This is a genomic window from Streptomyces araujoniae (assembly GCF_050871195.1).
In the GTDB taxonomy this organism is placed as follows: Bacteria; Actinomycetota; Actinomycetes; order Streptomycetales; family Streptomycetaceae; genus Streptomyces; species Streptomyces bacillaris.
The window spans coordinates 4,148,943-4,163,732 of record NZ_CP194070.1; the positions used below are offsets into that span (position 1 = coordinate 4,148,943).

Annotated in this window: 11 protein-coding genes and 4 tRNA genes; 7 read left to right on the forward strand and 8 right to left on the reverse strand. The window is 70.5% G+C overall.

Going from position 1 to position 14,790, the window contains the following annotated elements; all coding sequences use genetic code 11:
• Positions 1-293 precede the first annotated feature (293 nt).
• Positions 294-1,820 carry an amidophosphoribosyltransferase gene (purF, locus tag ACQ9ZG_RS17655; RefSeq protein ID WP_028420165.1) on the forward strand — a complete coding sequence of 509 codons (1,527 nt, stop codon included), beginning with the start codon at positions 294-296 and terminating at the stop codon, positions 1,818-1,820.
• A 60-nt stretch (positions 1,821-1,880) separates the two neighbouring features.
• Positions 1,881-2,954: a phosphoribosylformylglycinamidine cyclo-ligase gene (gene purM / locus ACQ9ZG_RS17660; RefSeq protein ID WP_018488417.1), complete on the forward strand. Its 1,074-nt coding sequence runs from the start codon at positions 1,881-1,883 to the stop codon at positions 2,952-2,954.
• A gap of 192 nt (positions 2,955-3,146) precedes the next feature.
• Here purM and ACQ9ZG_RS17665 read toward each other — a convergent pair whose 3' ends face one another.
• A complete protein-coding gene (locus ACQ9ZG_RS17665) occupies positions 3,147-3,404 on the reverse strand; it encodes a DUF3073 domain-containing protein (RefSeq protein ID WP_018488416.1) in 258 nt (85 codons plus the stop codon).
• 303 nt (positions 3,405-3,707) lie between these two features.
• Entirely contained in the window at positions 3,708-4,790 is a 1,083-nt protein-coding gene (locus ACQ9ZG_RS17670) for a Leu/Phe/Val dehydrogenase (protein WP_109914541.1), read from the reverse strand.
• A gap of 176 nt (positions 4,791-4,966) precedes the next feature.
• Here ACQ9ZG_RS17670 and ACQ9ZG_RS17675 point away from each other — a divergent pair, with 176 nt between their 5' ends.
• Positions 4,967-5,830 (forward strand): DUF8083 family protein, encoded by an 864-nt coding sequence (locus tag ACQ9ZG_RS17675; protein WP_109914543.1) that lies wholly within the window; start codon positions 4,967-4,969, stop codon positions 5,828-5,830.
• A gap of 732 nt (positions 5,831-6,562) precedes the next feature.
• Positions 6,563-6,769 carry a developmental transcriptional regulator BldC gene (bldC, locus tag ACQ9ZG_RS17680; RefSeq protein WP_003949541.1) on the forward strand — a complete coding sequence of 69 codons (207 nt, stop codon included), beginning with the start codon at positions 6,563-6,565 and terminating at the stop codon, positions 6,767-6,769.
• A 669-nt stretch (positions 6,770-7,438) separates the two neighbouring features.
• Here bldC and ACQ9ZG_RS17685 read toward each other — a convergent pair.
• From ACQ9ZG_RS17685 to hrpA, 3 genes are all read right to left on the reverse strand, one after another.
• Positions 7,439-7,756: a DUF6274 family protein gene (locus tag ACQ9ZG_RS17685; protein ID WP_499280820.1), complete on the reverse strand. Its 318-nt coding sequence runs from the start codon at positions 7,754-7,756 to the stop codon at positions 7,439-7,441.
• A 152-nt stretch (positions 7,757-7,908) separates the two neighbouring features.
• Positions 7,909-7,983 (reverse strand) — tRNA-Asp (locus ACQ9ZG_RS17690).
• Positions 7,984-8,111: 128 nt separating this feature from the next.
• A complete protein-coding gene (gene hrpA, locus ACQ9ZG_RS17695; RefSeq protein ID WP_109916444.1) occupies positions 8,112-12,044 on the reverse strand; it encodes an ATP-dependent RNA helicase HrpA in 3,933 nt (1,310 codons plus the stop codon).
• A 142-nt stretch (positions 12,045-12,186) separates the two neighbouring features.
• On the opposite strand from hrpA, the gene ACQ9ZG_RS17700 reads away from it, so the two are divergent.
• The 3 genes from ACQ9ZG_RS17700 (at position 12,187) to ACQ9ZG_RS17710 (ending at position 14,402) form a co-directional block, all read left to right on the forward strand.
• Positions 12,187-12,624, forward strand: a complete 438-nt coding sequence (locus ACQ9ZG_RS17700; RefSeq protein WP_499280821.1) for a hypothetical protein — start codon at positions 12,187-12,189, stop codon at positions 12,622-12,624.
• A gap of 69 nt (positions 12,625-12,693) precedes the next feature.
• Positions 12,694-13,554 (forward strand): DsbA family protein, encoded by an 861-nt coding sequence (locus tag ACQ9ZG_RS17705; protein WP_109916220.1) that lies wholly within the window; start codon positions 12,694-12,696, stop codon positions 13,552-13,554.
• A complete protein-coding gene (locus ACQ9ZG_RS17710; RefSeq protein ID WP_028420172.1) occupies positions 13,551-14,402 on the forward strand; it encodes a cytochrome c biogenesis CcdA family protein in 852 nt (283 codons plus the stop codon). The genes ACQ9ZG_RS17705 and ACQ9ZG_RS17710 overlap by 4 nt, the downstream gene beginning before the upstream one ends.
• A gap of 42 nt (positions 14,403-14,444) precedes the next feature.
• Here ACQ9ZG_RS17710 and ACQ9ZG_RS17715 read toward each other — a convergent pair.
• The 3 genes from ACQ9ZG_RS17715 to ACQ9ZG_RS17725 form a co-directional block, all read right to left on the reverse strand.
• Positions 14,445-14,518, reverse strand: a tRNA-Phe gene (locus ACQ9ZG_RS17715).
• Positions 14,519-14,539: 21 nt separating this feature from the next.
• A tRNA-Asp gene (locus ACQ9ZG_RS17720) sits at positions 14,540-14,614 on the reverse strand.
• Positions 14,615-14,652: 38 nt separating this feature from the next.
• Positions 14,653-14,725, reverse strand: a tRNA-Glu gene (locus tag ACQ9ZG_RS17725).
• Between the last annotated feature and the right edge of the window lie 65 nt (positions 14,726-14,790).

Below are 14,790 nucleotides of genomic sequence, written 5' to 3' on the forward strand. Positions count from 1 at the left end.
GCCGCGACGGGTTCCGGACAGGTTCACCGAGCGCCACGGCCGGACGGTCACCACCGTGGACCGCCCACCCCCGGCTACCGACCGGTAACCGGCTTCCTTTCCCGGCTGCGAGCCCCCGCGCCCGTCCCCCGCCCGTCGTCGGCCCGGTTCCGCGATCACGCAACGTCACTGCTCGAAGTCCCGCGAAACACCCGACCGGTGCGGCGCGGGGAGCCGTTCACCGCGCCCCGCCCCGGCTTTGCCGACCGGTCCCCAATTCGGACCAGTGGTCGATCTCGCCTACACTCGGTGCCGTGCCCCGTGGTGATGGACGACTCAACCACGACCTGCTCCCCGGAGAGAAAGGCCCCCAGGACGCTTGTGGCGTCTTCGGTGTCTGGGCTCCGGGTGAAGAGGTCGCCAAGCTCACCTATTTCGGACTGTATGCCCTGCAGCACCGCGGACAGGAATCCGCGGGCATCGCAGTGAGCAACGGGTCCCAGATCCTCGTCTTCAAGGACATGGGACTGGTCTCGCAGGTCTTCGACGAAACGTCTCTGGGTTCCCTCCAGGGCCATATCGCGGTCGGTCATGCCCGCTACTCCACCACCGGTGCCTCGGTGTGGGAGAACGCGCAGCCGACGTTCCGTGCCACCGCGCACGGCTCGATCGCCCTCGGCCACAACGGGAACCTGGTCAACACCGCCCAGCTCGCGGAGATGGTCGCCGACCTCCCGCGCAAGGACGGCCGCGCCACCCAGGTCGCCGCGACCAACGACACCGACCTGGTGACCGCGCTGCTCGCCGGGCAGCGCGACGAGAACGACAAGCCGCTGACCATCGAGGAAGCCGCCGCCAAGGTGCTCCCCGATGTGAAGGGCGCCTTCTCGCTCGTCTTCATGGACGAGCACACCCTCTACGCCGCCCGTGACCCGCAGGGCATCCGCCCGCTGGTGCTCGGCCGGCTGGAGCGCGGCTGGGTGGTCGCGTCGGAGTCCGCCGCACTCGACATCTGCGGCGCCAGCTACGTGCGCGAGATCGAGCCGGGCGAGCTGATCGCCATCGACGAGAACGGGCTCCGCACCTCCCGCTTCGCAGAAGCGAAGCCCAAGGGCTGTGTCTTCGAGTACGTCTACCTGGCCCGTCCGGACACCGACATCGCCGGCCGGAACGTGTACCTCTCGCGGGTGGAGATGGGCCGCAAACTGGCCCAGGAATCGCCCGTCGAGGCGGATCTGGTCATAGCGACCCCCGAATCCGGCACCCCCGCCGCGATCGGGTACGCGGAGGCCAGCGGCATCCCGTTCGGCGCCGGACTGGTGAAGAACGCCTACGTCGGCCGGACCTTCATCCAGCCCTCGCAGACCATCCGCCAGCTCGGTATCCGGCTCAAGCTGAACCCGCTGAAGGAAGTCATCAAGGGCAAGCGCCTGGTGGTCGTCGACGACTCGATCGTCCGCGGCAACACCCAGCGCGCGCTGGTCCGGATGCTCCGCGAGGCCGGGGCCGCCGAGATCCACATCCGGATCTCCTCGCCGCCGGTGAAGTGGCCCTGCTTCTTCGGGATCGACTTCGCCACCCGCGCCGAGCTGATCGCCAACGGCATGACCGTGGACGAGATCCGCACCTCGATGGGGGCGGACTCCCTCGCGTACATCTCGATCGACTCCATGATCGAGGCGACCACGATCGACAAGCCCAACCTGTGCCGCGCCTGCTTCGACGGTGAATACCCGATGGAGCTCCCGGACCCGGAGCTGCTCGGCAAGCAGCTGCTGGAGACCGAGCTGGCGGCAGGGCCCGCGGCCACCGCCGCGGCCGACGCGCTGCGCCGTCCGTGACCCGGACGGGCCGCCGCCCCTCCCACCAGCCCCGTATCTCCACACGAAAGATCCCAGGCCATGTCTGAGACAACAGGTGCTTCCTACGCGGCGGCCGGCGTCGACATCGAAGCCGGTGACCGCGCCGTCGAGCTGATGAAGGAGTGGGTGAAGAAGACCCAGCGCCCCGAGGTCGCCGGCCTCGGCGGGCTCGGCGGCTTCGCCGGTCTCTTCGACGCCTCCGCGCTGAAGCGGTACGAGCGTCCGCTCCTCGCCTCGGCCACCGACGGTGTCGGGACCAAGGTGGACCTGGCGCGTCAGATGGGTGTCTACGACACGATCGGCCACGACCTCGTCGGCATGGTCGTGGACGACCTGGTCGTCTGCGGGGCCGAGCCGCTCTTCATGACCGACTACATCTGCGTCGGCAAGGTGCACCCCGAGCGTGTCGCGGCGATCGTGAAGGGCATCGCCGAGGGCTGTGTCCTCGCGGGCTGCGCCCTGGTCGGCGGCGAGACGGCCGAGCACCCCGGTCTGCTGGGCCCGGACGACTTCGACGTCGCCGGAGCCGGTACGGGCGTGGTCGAGGCCGACCGGCTGCTGGGCCCGCACCGTATCCGCAAGGGTGACGCCGTCATCGCGATGGCCTCCTCCGGTCTTCACTCCAACGGGTACTCGCTCGTCCGCCACGTGGTCTTCGACCGGGCCGGCTGGACGCTGGACCGGCAGGTCGAGGAGTTCGGCCGGACGCTCGGCGAGGAGCTGCTGGAGCCGACCCGGATCTACTCGCTGGACTGCCTGGCGCTCACCCGCACGACCGAGGTGCACGGCTTCAGCCACGTCACCGGCGGCGGCCTGGCGAACAACCTGGCCCGGGTCATCCCGGACGGGCTGCACGCCACGGTGGACCGCTCCACCTGGACGCCGGGCGCGGTCTTCGACCTGGTCGGCAAGGCCGGGAACGTGGAGCAGCTGGAGCTGGAGAAGACGCTGAACATGGGCGTCGGCATGATCGCGATCGTCCCGGCCGACTCGGTGGACGTGGCGCTGACCACCCTGGCCGACCGCGGGGTCGACTCCTGGGTCGCCGGTGAGATCACCGACCGCGGCGACCACGCCACGGGCGCCGAGCTGACCGGCGGCTACGCACGCTGATCCGTACGACGGGGACCGCGGTGCGCCGGGTGGTGATCGTCCCGGCGCCCGCGACACCGTTCGGGACCACACGGAAGCCGCCGGTCTCCGGGAGGCCGGCGGATGCGGCGGGCCCGATGGCCCCGACGGTTTCGGGACGCACAGAACCCGGCCCGGGGCAGGCCCGGACCGGGTTGATGTGTCAGCGCGAGGTCAAGCGCCGCGGCGCTGTGACGACGGACCGGACTGATCGTCCTGATCGTCGTCATCGTCCTTGTTGTAGCGATCCGCGTACTGTGCGTACGGGTCATCTTCCTCGTCGTCGTCCTCGAACGGCTCCGCGTTCGGTGGCTGACTCGAAGGCGATGCGCCCAGCTCATTGGCCAGACGCGACAGGTCCGTCCCGCCAGTGCTGTACTTCAGCTGGCGGGCGACCTTGGTCTGCTTGGCCTTTGCCCGGCCGCGCCCCATGGCTCGACCCCCTCGGTGACGGGGCTCGACGGCCCCAGAGTCTTGACACGCGTTCATGTTTCAGGACGGACTCTCGACGGAGAGACCGCGCCCGTAGGGCTTTAACGGTACCTGCTTCCGTGGCCATACGGTACGCCGCCCGCGTCTTGCGCCCCGGTGCAGGACCAGTGGGGAGCCCCGTCCCCGCTGGTCAACTGCGATTTTAACCTCTTCTGGGCGGACGACCCGCCGACCGGCGTGAGTCTTGTCTCCCGCAGGTCTCCCAGGGGTCTCCCGCGGGCCGGTGAGCCGTCCGCCCGGACGTCAGCGGTTACGCGCCTCCGCCATCCGCTGCTCGGCGAGCCGGTCGGCCGCGGCGGCCGGCGGAATCCCGTCAGCCTTCGCACGTGCGAATATCTCCAGCGTGGTGTCGAAGATCTTCGCCGCCTTCGCCTTGCACCGGTCGAAGTCGAACCCGTGCAGTTCGTCCGCGACCTGGATCACGCCACCGGCGTTGACCACGTAGTCGGGGGCGTAGAGAACCGACCGGTCGGCCAGGTCCTTCTCGACGCCCGGGTGGGCCAGCTGGTTGTTGGCCGCGCCGCAGACCACCTTGGCGGTGAGGACCGGCACGGTCTCGTCGTTCAGGGCGCCGCCGAGCGCGCAGGGGGCGTAGACGTCGAGACCCTCGGTGCGGATGAGCGCCTCGGTGTCCGGGGCCACCGTGACCTCGGGGTGCAGCTCGGTGACGCGGCGCACCGACTCCTCGCGGACGTCGGTGATCACGACCTCGGCCCCGTCGGAGAGCAGGTGCTCGACCAGGTGGTGGCCCACCTTGCCGACCCCGGCGACGCCGACCTTGCGGCCGCGCAGCGTCGGGTCGCCCCACAGGTGCTGGGCCGAGGCCCGCATGCCCTGGAAGACGCCGAACGCGGTGAGGACGGAGGAGTCGCCGGCGCCGCCGTTCTCGGGGGAGCGGCCGGTGGTCCAGCGGCACTCGCGGGCCACGACGTCCATGTCCGCGACGTAGGTGCCGACATCGCAGGCGGTGACGTAGCGGCCGCCGAGCGAGGCGACGAACCGGCCGTAGGCCAGGAGGAGTTCCTCGGTCTTGATCTTCTCCGGGTCGCCGATGATGACGGCCTTGCCGCCACCGTGGTCGAGCCCGGCCAGGGCGTTCTTGTACGACATGCCGCGCGACAGGTTCAGCGCGTCGGCGATGGCCTCGGCCTCGGTCGCGTACGGGTAGAAGCGGGTACCGCCGAGGCCGGGGCCGAGGGCGGTGCTGTGGAGGGCGATGACGGCCTTGAGGCCGGTGGCGCGGTCCTGGCAGATCACGACTTGCTCGTGGCCCCCCTGATCCGAGTGGAACAGGGTGTGCAGGACGCCGTCAGTCACATCGGTCACTGTGGTGACTCCCAAGTACGAAGCGGCGGAAGGCCCTCCTAGGGGTGGGGAGGGCCGTCGGACCGACCGGCACGGCCGGTCCGATGGGCAAGAGCGTAAGTCCTCCGGCGGCGCGGATCTCCCCCCGTGCGGAGGATCACCCCCTGGGGGTGAACCGGCGTGGCACGATGCGCTGCATGTCGGTGGTGTCTTCAGTGTTCGTCCCTTACACGTCCTACCTCCGGGTGTACGAGCCGCTCGCCGCCTTCGCGGAGCCCGAGCGCAGCCACTGGGCCCGCTACGCGCAGCGCCCGGTGCTGCCCGGTGCCCAGGACGAACTGCGCCGCGCGCTGGCCGACTTGGTGCCGACGCCGCCGGTCGGGGTGCCGGTGCACGAGAGCGGGGACGCGTTCGTGGCGGAGGTGGACGGGGTGGTCTGCGTCTGTCCGTGGCGGACCAGGCTGCGGGGGTGGCTGGCGCTGGAGGAGCTGGAGGGGCCGGGCGGGCAGGGGGGAATGTTTCCGGCCAACGTGCTGGACGCCCTGCTGCCGGAGGTGGTGCGGGGCCAGGCGCGGGCCGACCACGAGCGCTGGCGGCGCCGGAACCCGGACGCGCGGCCGTGGATCCGGACGACGGTGTGGCAGGTGCCGGTGCGGTGGTTCGTCCTCTTCCGGGACGAGGAGCGGGAGTACGTGGCGGCCGACGTCGAGGGCGGGGAGCCGGTGCTGCGCTACCGGACGCCGATGGTGGAGGCCCGGCGCCGGCTGGCCCGGGGGCTGCGGACGCTGAGGGAGAACGTGGCGGAGGGGCCGCTCACCGAGGGGCTGGTGGAGGTGGGGCGGTGGCTGGAGGAGTTCCACCCGCGCTCGCTGGTGGAGCTGGACTACGGGGGTCTGGTGCACGCGCTCTCCGCCGAGCAGCTCGCCGGGGACCGGTCGGCGGCGGATGTGGCGGAGGGGCTCGCCGCGCTGGGCAACGGTGACGGCGAGGGGGCCGGGGCGGCGTACGCGCGGCTCGCGGAGCGGTGGCGCGCGGTCCGCGACCGCCAGTTCACCAACTGACCGCCCGGTTCTACGGCCGGGTCGCCCCCGCGTCGCGGCGTCCCGTCGTCCCGATCACCAATTGACGTGAAAAGACCCACAGCGGCATCAACAGGACGGAACCGGGGCATCCTTCATCCAGGACGGACCGGAAGATCGAACGGGCGGGAAGGAGGGATGCGCGAGCCCGTCGAGGGAGCCGGCCGGATCGCCTGGGCGGAGTCCGCGAAGGAGAGTTGACGGGCCGTGAACCTGCGTCCCGTGGGACACGTGGGGTGGGTGGGGCGGAAGCGTACGTCTTCTGTCCCAGGACCTACGTCCCGAACCGGGCCTTTGCCTCAAGCGTGATGGATAGCACTAACAGGTCCCTTGCGCCCATCCCTGCTCCTCGTGCCAAAATAGGACAAGGAGTCCGGGGAGGGCTCCTTCCGTCCAAGTAAGGGCGGAATGCTCAGCATTGCACTCTATGGGGGGTCTGACGACTCCTGATCGCTCTGTGACTGATCGTCACGGTGGTGTGACTGTCCGCTATGGCATGGTCCATCGGCTTTCCGTCGCTGATGAACACCTGGGAGGGCAATTCCATCGGTTTGGCCGACGCGGCTGGACGGATGGTGTAGTTGTAGTGCCGAGGACAAGCCGTTCGTCCTATAACCGACTCGGCCCGCGTCCGCCATTTCGGGCAACGCGGGTCAAGGTGCAGAATTTAGAGGAAAGAACCGAGAAGGTTCGGTTCTCCCGAGGAGGCCGCTCATGACCGCTCGCACCCCTGATGCCGAGCCGCTGCTGACCCCGGCTGAGGTTGCCACGATGTTCCGCGTGGACCCGAAGACGGTCACCCGTTGGGCCAAGGCTGGCAAGCTCACGTCCATCCGCACGCTCGGTGGACACCGCCGGTACCGCGAGGCAGAGGTCCGCGCACTGCTTGCGGGTATTCCGCAGCAGCGCAGCGAGGCCTGACACACCCCTGTCACGCCGCTCAACAGCAGCACAGCATCACCATCGGGCAGCCGCCTGGTCCCCCAACCTCAGGCCGCCCATACATAGCTCCACTCGACGGACGCCTGCCCCAACGGGCGTCATACCTGTGTAACGGGTGCGTCGTTTCGATCGCGCTGGACTCCGCCGGGTCCAGCGCGATCTTTTTTGTGCCCCGCCGGGGCCGGCCGTGAACGCCTTGGATTCGCGGGGGCGCCTGGGAATCCAAGGCGCCGCAGAAGGGGTCGCCGGGCCCTCCCGGGCCCTCTCATGCCCCCGTGAGCGGCGCGTACGCCTGTCTCCCGGACGCGGGGCCGGTGGCCGATAACCGGGTGGTCGGTCGGCTTCCGGGCCGGCCGCGCCGTTCCCGCCGGGCCGTCCGGATGCCCGGTCCCGCCGCCCTTCGTGGCTCTGTGAGCGGGTCTGTGCGGGAGTGTGGGTGAGCGTCCCGGACGCCGTGGGACAGCCCCGGACGGAACGGTCCGGCCGAACGGGCACCCCGGTGCAATTGCACATATTAAATTCGCCACTTGTAGGGGAGGCGTAAACTCCCCCGGTCTGAAAACTCATTCGGTGACACCCGTCACACCGCATGATGCTTGCCAACTCCGAGAGTGCCACTGTCGGGACGCGGAATCACCCGGCCGATGGTCACCGTCCGGAGGGCCTTTCGGCCCTGTCCCGGCCCTCGTCGCCCTCCGTCGGTACGGCGGCGCCCTCGGCCGCCACGGCAGCCGCGGGCCGCCCGGCGCGCTCCCGGGCCCCGGACGGACCCTCCGGGGGCTCCGGAGCCGCCTGGGCGGCCGGCGGGGACTCCGGGGCGGTCCCGCCCTCACCCTGCTCCATGGCGAGGCGCAGCAGCCGGTGGCAGACGGGGCAGTGGCGGGTGAGGTGGCCGTAGCCGGACGCGGCGGCCAGATGGGCGCGGAGCAGTGCGCGGGTCTCGTGTCGTGCTGTGGACGCGGACATACGAGCCACCTCCCGGTGAGCCCGGCCGTCCCCCGCCGTGAAGAGCGCCGAGGGAACAGGGACAGCCTCGTCCCTACGGGGTACCGGCGACGGTGGAGGGCGTCAAGACGCGAGAAAGCCCGGATCGGAGAGATCCGGGCTTTCTTCTGCTGCGGTCCTGACGGGATTTGAACCCGCGGCCTCCACCTTGACAGGGTGGCGAGCACTCCAAACTGCTCCACAGGACCAGGTTTTCGCTGCTTGCCTTGCGGCTTGCTGCGAAACCAGACTGTACAGGAGGTGGGAGGGTCAGGTCGACTTCACTCCTGGTGGTGGCTCCGTCACCGTCTCCGGGGCGCCTGCCGGACCCTCCTCCTCAGGGCGCCAGGGCGTCGATCGCCTTCACGATCCGCTTGTCCGAGACGGGGAACGCGGTGCCCAGCGCGTGCGCGAAGTAGCTGACGCGCAGCTCCTCGATCATCCAGCGGACGTCCAGCACCTCCTGCGCCACCGGCCGTCCCTGCGGGAGCTGTTCGAGCAGCCAGGCGTACTCGTCCTGCATCTCGTGGACCTTCTCCATCCGCGTGGTGTCCCGCTGCACGGCCGTCGGCATCTGCTGGAGCCGCCGGTCGGCCGCCACCAGGTAGCGCATCAGGTCGGGCAGCCGGCGCAGACCGGTGGCCGTGACGAACCCGGGCGGCACGAGCCGGGCCAGCTGGTCGCGGACGTCGGTGACGTTGGCGAGCAGCGTCGGGCTGGTGGTCGCCTTCAGCCGCCGCTCACAGGCCTGCCAGGCGGCCAGCACCTGCTGCACCTGGTCGATCGTGCGGACGGTCAGGTCCACGAGATCGGCGCGGACCTTGTCGTACAGCGTCCGGAACGCCTTCTCGTCCCACGCCGGGCCGCCGTGCGCGGCGATCAGCCGGTCCGCGGCGGCGGTGGCGCAGTCCTCGAAGAGGGCCTGGACCGATCCGTGCGGATTGCGGGAGAGGGCCAGCTTCTGCTGGTTGGTGAGCCGGTCGGAGGCGAACTTCGCCGGGTTCACCGGGATGTTCAGCAGGATCAGCCGCCGGGTGCCGCGCCACATCGCCTGCTGCTGCTCGGCCACGGTGTCGAAGAGCCGTACGGCCACGGTGTCGCCCTGGTCGACGAGGGCCGGGTACGCCTTCACCGGCTGCCCGGCCCGCCGCGTCTCGAAGACCCGGTCCAGTGTGCCGATCGTCCAGTCCGTGAGGCCCGAGCGCTCGACGGACTCGCCGGACGGCCCCGCGGTCGCCGCGGCGGCCTGGGAGAGCGCCTGGCGGGCCTTGGGGCGCAGCTTCAGCCGGAGCGCCTCCAGGTCCTTGTCCTCGGCCACCTTCCGGCGCCGCTCGTCGACGATCCGGAACGTGATCTTCAGATGGTCCGGGACCCGGGAGAGGTCGAAGTCGTCCGCCGTGACCGGCACCCCGACCATCCGGTGCAGCTCACGGGCGAGGGTGGCCGGCAGCGGCTCCTGGAGCGGGACGGCCCGGTCCAGGAACTTCTCCGCGTAGTTCGGCGCGGGGACGTAGTGGCGGCGGATCGGCTTGGGCAGCGAGCGGATCAGCTCGGTGACGACCTCCTCGCGCAGCCCCGGGATCTGCCAGTCGAAGCCCTCGGCGGTGACCTGGTTGAGCACCTGGAGCGGGATGTGGACGGTCACACCGTCCGCGTCCGCGCCCGGCTCGAACTGGTAGGTCACCTTGAACTTGAGCTTCCCCTGCCGCCAGGAGTCCGGGTAGTCGTCCTTGGTGACGGCCCCGGCCTTCTCGTTGATCAGCATGGAGCGCTCGAAGTCGAGGGCGTCCGGCTCCTCGCGCTTCTTGTTCTTCCACCACGAGTCGAAGTGCGCCCCGGAGACGATGTGCTCCGGAATGCGCTGGTCGTAGAAGTCGAAGAGCGTCTCGTCGTCCACGAGGATGTCGCGGCGTCGGGCGCGGTGCTCCAACTCCTCGACCTCGCCCAGCAGTTTGCGGTTGTCGTGGAAGAACTGGTGGTGGGTGCGCCAGTCGCCCTCGACCAGGGCGTTGCGGATGAACAGATCCCGCGAGGCCTCCTGGTCGATACGGCCGAAATTGACCTTGCGCTGGGCGATGATCGGGACCCCGTAGAGGGTGACCCGCTCGTACGCCATCACCGCCGCCTGGTCCTTCTCCCAGTGCGGCTCGCTGTAGGTGCGCTTCACGAGGTGCTGGGCCAGCGGCTCGATCCACTCGGGCTCGACCCTGGCGTTGACCCGCGCCCAGAGCCGGGAGGTCTCCACCAGCTCGGCCGACATCACGAACCGGGGCTGCTTCTTGAAGAGCGCCGACCCGGGGAAGATCGCGAACTTGGCGCTGCGCGCACCCAGGTACTCGTTCTTCTCGGTGTCCTTCAGCCCGATGTGCGACAGCAGCCCGGAGAGCAGCGAGGTGTGGACCGCCTGCTCGGGGATCGACTCGTCGCCCTTGGGCTCCTCGACGGTGATCCCCATCTGCTTGGCGACCGTCCGCAGCTGCGCGTAGATGTCCTGCCATTCGCGGATGCGCAGGAAGTTCAGATACTCCTGCTTGCACATCCGGCGGAACGAGGACGAGCCACGCTCCTTCTGCTGCTCCCGGACATAGCGCCAGAGATTGAGGAAGGCGAGGAAGTCGGAGGTCTCGTCCCTGAACCGGGCGTGGTTCTGGTCGGCCTGGGTCTGCTTCTCGGCGGGCCGCTCGCGCGGGTCCTGGATGGAGAGCGCGGCGGCGATGACCATGACCTCGCGGGCGCAGCCGTTGCGGTCGGCCTCGATGACCATGCGGGCCAGGCGCGGGTCGACGGGCAACTGGGAGAGCTTGCGGCCGAGCGGGGTGAGCCGCTTCTTCGGATCCTTCTCCGCCGGGTCGAGCGCCCCCAGCTCCTGGAGGAGCTGCACGCCGTCGCGGATGTTGCGGTGGTCCGGCGGGTCGATGAAGGGGAACTTCTCGATGTCCCCGAGCCCGGCGGCGGTCATCTGGAGGATGACGGAGGCCAGGTTGGTCCGCAGGATCTCCGGATCGGTGAACTCCGGCCGGGTGACGAAGTCGTCCTCCGAGTAGAGCCGGATGCAGATCCCGTCCGACGTACGGCCGCAGCGGCCCTTGCGCTGGTTGGCGCTGGCCTGGGAGATCCGCTCGATCGGCAGCCGCTGGACCTTCGTGCGGTGGCTGTAGCGGGAGATGCGGGCGCTGCCCGGGTCGATCACGTACTTGATGCCGGGGACGGTCAGCGAGGTCTCGGCCACGTTCGTCGCGAGGACGATGCGCCGTCCCGTATGGCGCTGGAAGACGCGGTGCTGCTCGGCGTGCGAGAGGCGCGCGTAGAGGGGGAGCACCTCGGTGTGTCTGAGGTTGCGCTTGTTCAGCGCGTCCGCCGTGTCCCGGATCTCCCGCTCGCCGGAGAGGAAGACCAGGATGTCGCCGGGGGCCTCGTGGCCCAGCTCGTCGACGGCGTCGCAGATCGCCGTGATCTGGTCGCGGTCGGAGTCCTCGCTGTCCTCTTCGAGGAGCGGGCGGTAGCGCACCTCCACCGGGTACGTCCGCCCGCTGACCTCCACGATCGGCGCGTCCCCGAAGTGGCGCGCGAACCGCTCCGGGTCGATCGTCGCGGAGGTGATGACGACCTTCAGGTCCGGGCGGCGCGGCAGCAGCCGGGCCAGGTAGCCGAGCAGGAAGTCAATGTTCAGCGACCGCTCGTGGGCCTCGTCGATGATGATCGTGTCGTACGCCAGCAGCTCGCGGTCCGTCTGGATCTCCGCGAGCAGGATGCCGTCCGTCATCAGCTTCAGATACGTCGACTCCGGGTTCACCTGGTCGGTGAATCGCACCTTCCAGCCGACGGTCTCGCCCAGCGGCGTCTTCAGCTCGTCCGCGACCCGCTCCGCGACCGTACGGGCGGCGATCCGGCGGGGCTGGGTGTGCCCGATCATGCCCCGGACCCCGCGCCCCAGCTCCATGCAGATCTTGGGCAGCTGCGTGGTCTTCCCGGACCCGGTCTCACCGGCGACGATCACGACCTGGTGGTCGCGTATCGCCTCCAGGATCTCGTCCTTCTTCTGGCTGACCGGCAGCTCTTCGGGATACGACAGGGCCGGCAGCCGGGCCGCGCGCGCCGCGAGCCGGTCGGCCGCCTTGCCCGCCTCGGCCGCGATCTCGTCCAGCACGGACTGGCGGGCCTCGGGCTTGCGGATGCGGCGCGCTCCTTCGAGGCGCCGGCCGAGCCGGTTCGCGTCACGGAGCGAGAGCTGTCCGAGCTGGGACTGGAGATCGGCGAAGGAAGTAGACATACGGATCCCAGGATCTCACCCGGGCACGAGGAGTGGCGACCGCATTTCGGGCGGAGTGCGTCACGCGCCACGTACCCTTTCAGGCAGCCGAACGCTCGGCCCCGTCCCGTCAGCCCCTCCCCGTACGAAAGGTGCCGGTCCCGTGTCCCGTACGCAGTGGTGCTGTCTGACGGCGCTGCTCGCGGTCGTGGTGGGGCTGCTGTGCGGGCCGGTGGCGGTCTCCGCCCCCGCCGGTTCCCCTTCCCCGGTGGCGGTCTCCGCTCGGGCGGAGACCGGGGCGACCGCCGGGTCGACCGCTGCCGTACGGGTGGCCACCACCGTCGTCCCGGCCCCCGTGGCGGAGGCCGCCGGCACGGGCACCCGGGTCCCCGGCTGCGGGAAGCTCCGCGACCACGAGGGCGAACCGGCGGTCCCGACCCGGGCCCGCGCCGCGTACGAACAGGCCCCCGGCCTCGCCCCGTGGGGGCTGCCGCCCGCCACGACGGGCGCCCTGTCGGCCGAGGAGCCCGCGGGGATACGGGCCCGCGCCCCGGCCCCCGCCACCCCGACCCCCGTCGAACTCTCCGTGCTCCGGGTGTAGGCCGCGGCTCCCGCCCCGACCCGCACCACCTCTCCCCTTCTCCTTCCGCACCACAGCACGGAGTGCCGCATGTCCACGCCCAAGAAGCCCACGTCCGCGTCGAAGAAGCCCGCGCCCGGGAGCGGCCGGCCCTCGTCCCGCAAGCCCCTCGTCTACGGCGCGGTGATCGTCGTGGCCGCCGGCCTCCTCGGCTTCGCCTCCTACAAGGCGACCGCTCCCGGCGGCTCCTCGGAGGAGACCTCCGCCACCGGCCCCGCCGCCGAGGTCTCCGCCGACGCCCAGGCGGGCGTCTACCCCGAACTGGCGAAGCTGGCCCGCCGGGACGCGGGCGACAAGCTGGCGGTGGGCCGCGCCGACGCCCCCGTCGTCCTGATCGAGTACGCCGACTTCAAGTGCGGCTACTGCGGCAAGTTCGCCCGGGACACCGAGCCCGAGCTGATCGAGGAGTACGTGGAGAAGGGCACCCTGCGCATCGAGTGGCGCAACTTCCCGATCTTCGGCGAGGAGTCCGAGAACGCGGCGCGCGGGGCCTGGGCCGCCGGGCAGCAGGACCGCTTCTGGGAGTTCCACGCGGCCGCCTACGCCGAGGGGGCGAAGGAGAAGGGGTTCTCCAAGGACCGGGTCAAGGCCCTCGCGCGGGAGGCCGGGGTCGAGGACCTGGCCCGGTTCATGAAGGACCTGGACGGCGAGGGAGCCCGCGCGGCCGTCGCGAAGGACCAGGAGCAGGCGTACGGGATCGGCGCCACGTCCACCCCGTCGTTCCTGATCAACGGCCGCCCGATCGCGGGGGCGCAGCCGAAGGAGACGTTCACGCGCGCGATCGAGGCGGCGGCGGAGCAGGCGCGGACCACCGGCACGGCGGGCTCCACGGGCTCGGAAGGAGCCACGGGCTCCGAGAGCTCCGGGGACGCCGAGGACTCGGCCAAGTGACGGCGGACATCGGCTACTTCGCGGCGTTCCTCGGCGGACTGCTCGCCCTGGTCAGCCCGTGCAGCGCGCTGCTGCTCCCGGCCTTCTTCGCGTACTCCATCGACTCCACCTCGCGCCTGCTGGCCCGTACCGGCATCTTCTACGCCGGTCTCGCCACCACCCTCGTCCCGCTCGGCGCCGCCGGTTCGTACGCGGGCCGGCTCTTCTACGGCCACCGGGACGCCCTGGTCACCGGCGCGGGCTGGCTGATCATCGCGCTCGGGGCCGCCCAGATCGTCGGCCTGGGCTTCGCGTCGAGGCGCATGGCGGAGATCAGCGGCCGGATCCGCCCCACCACCGCCTTCTCCGTCTACGCCCTGGGCGCGGTCTACGGCCTGGCGGGCTTCTGCGCGGGGCCGATCCTCGGCAGCGTCCTCACCGTGGCGGCGGTGAGCGGCAGCCCGGTCTACGGCGGTCTGCTGCTGGCGGTCTACGCCCTCGGTATGGCGGTCCCGCTCTTCGTCCTCGCCCTGCTCTGGGAACGGTTCGACCTGGGCCGCCGCAGCTGGCTGCGCGGCCGGACCGTCCGGCTCGGCCGGTTCGAGCTGCACACCACCTCGCTGCTCTCGGGCCTCTTCTTCATCGGCCTGGGCGCGCTCTTCCTCGCGTACGACGGAACCACCGCGCTCCCCGGTCTGCTCGGGGTCGACAGCTCGTTCGCGGTCGAGCAGTGGACGCAGAAGCTGGGCGAGCGGGTGTCGGACGCGGTGCTGCTGGGAGCCGTGGTGCTGGTGGTGCTGGGGGCTCTCGGCGTACGGGCCTGGCGGCGGCGGCGCGAACCGGCGGTGGAGGAAGCCGGGAAGGGGTGAGAACGGCGAAGGCCCCGTCCGCGGGACGGGGCCTTCGAGAAGTGGCTGGGGCCGGGATCGAACCGGCGACCTATCGCTTTTCAGGCGATCGCTCGTACCAACTGAGCTACCCAGCCACGCAGCCACAGGGACTGCAGCGGTCCTGACGGGATTTGAACCCGCGGCCTCCACCTTGACAGGGTGGCGAGCACTCCAAACTGCTCCACAGGACCAAGCAATGTGCGAAACAAGTCTCGCACACGGTGAAACGTGCCCCCAACGGGATTCGAACCCGTGCTACCGCCTTGAAAGGGCGGCGTCCTGGGCCACTAGACGATGAGGGCTATTGGCCCGCCGGTTCGCTTTGCAGCGCGTCGGGGACGTGAGAAGCATATGGGATGGGTGGAGC

Bases quoted from the DNA above. Each gene is read 5' to 3' on its own strand.
- purM (WP_018488417.1), top strand. From the start codon at position 1,881: ATGTCTGAGACAACAGGTGCTTCCTACGCGGCGGCCGGCGTCGACATC.
- ACQ9ZG_RS17665 (WP_018488416.1), bottom strand. From the start codon at position 3,404: ATGGGGCGCGGCCGGGCAAAGGCCAAGCAGACCAAGGTCGCCCGCCAG.
- ACQ9ZG_RS17675 (WP_109914543.1), top strand. From the start codon at position 4,967: ATGTCGGTGGTGTCTTCAGTGTTCGTCCCTTACACGTCCTACCTCCGG.
- bldC (WP_003949541.1), top strand. From the start codon at position 6,563: ATGACCGCTCGCACCCCTGATGCCGAGCCGCTGCTGACCCCGGCTGAG.
- ACQ9ZG_RS17685 (WP_499280820.1), bottom strand. From the start codon at position 7,756: ATGTCCGCGTCCACAGCACGACACGAGACCCGCGCACTGCTCCGCGCC.
- hrpA (WP_109916444.1), bottom strand. From the start codon at position 12,044: ATGTCTACTTCCTTCGCCGATCTCCAGTCCCAGCTCGGACAGCTCTCG.
- ACQ9ZG_RS17705 (WP_109916220.1), top strand. From the start codon at position 12,694: ATGTCCACGCCCAAGAAGCCCACGTCCGCGTCGAAGAAGCCCGCGCCC.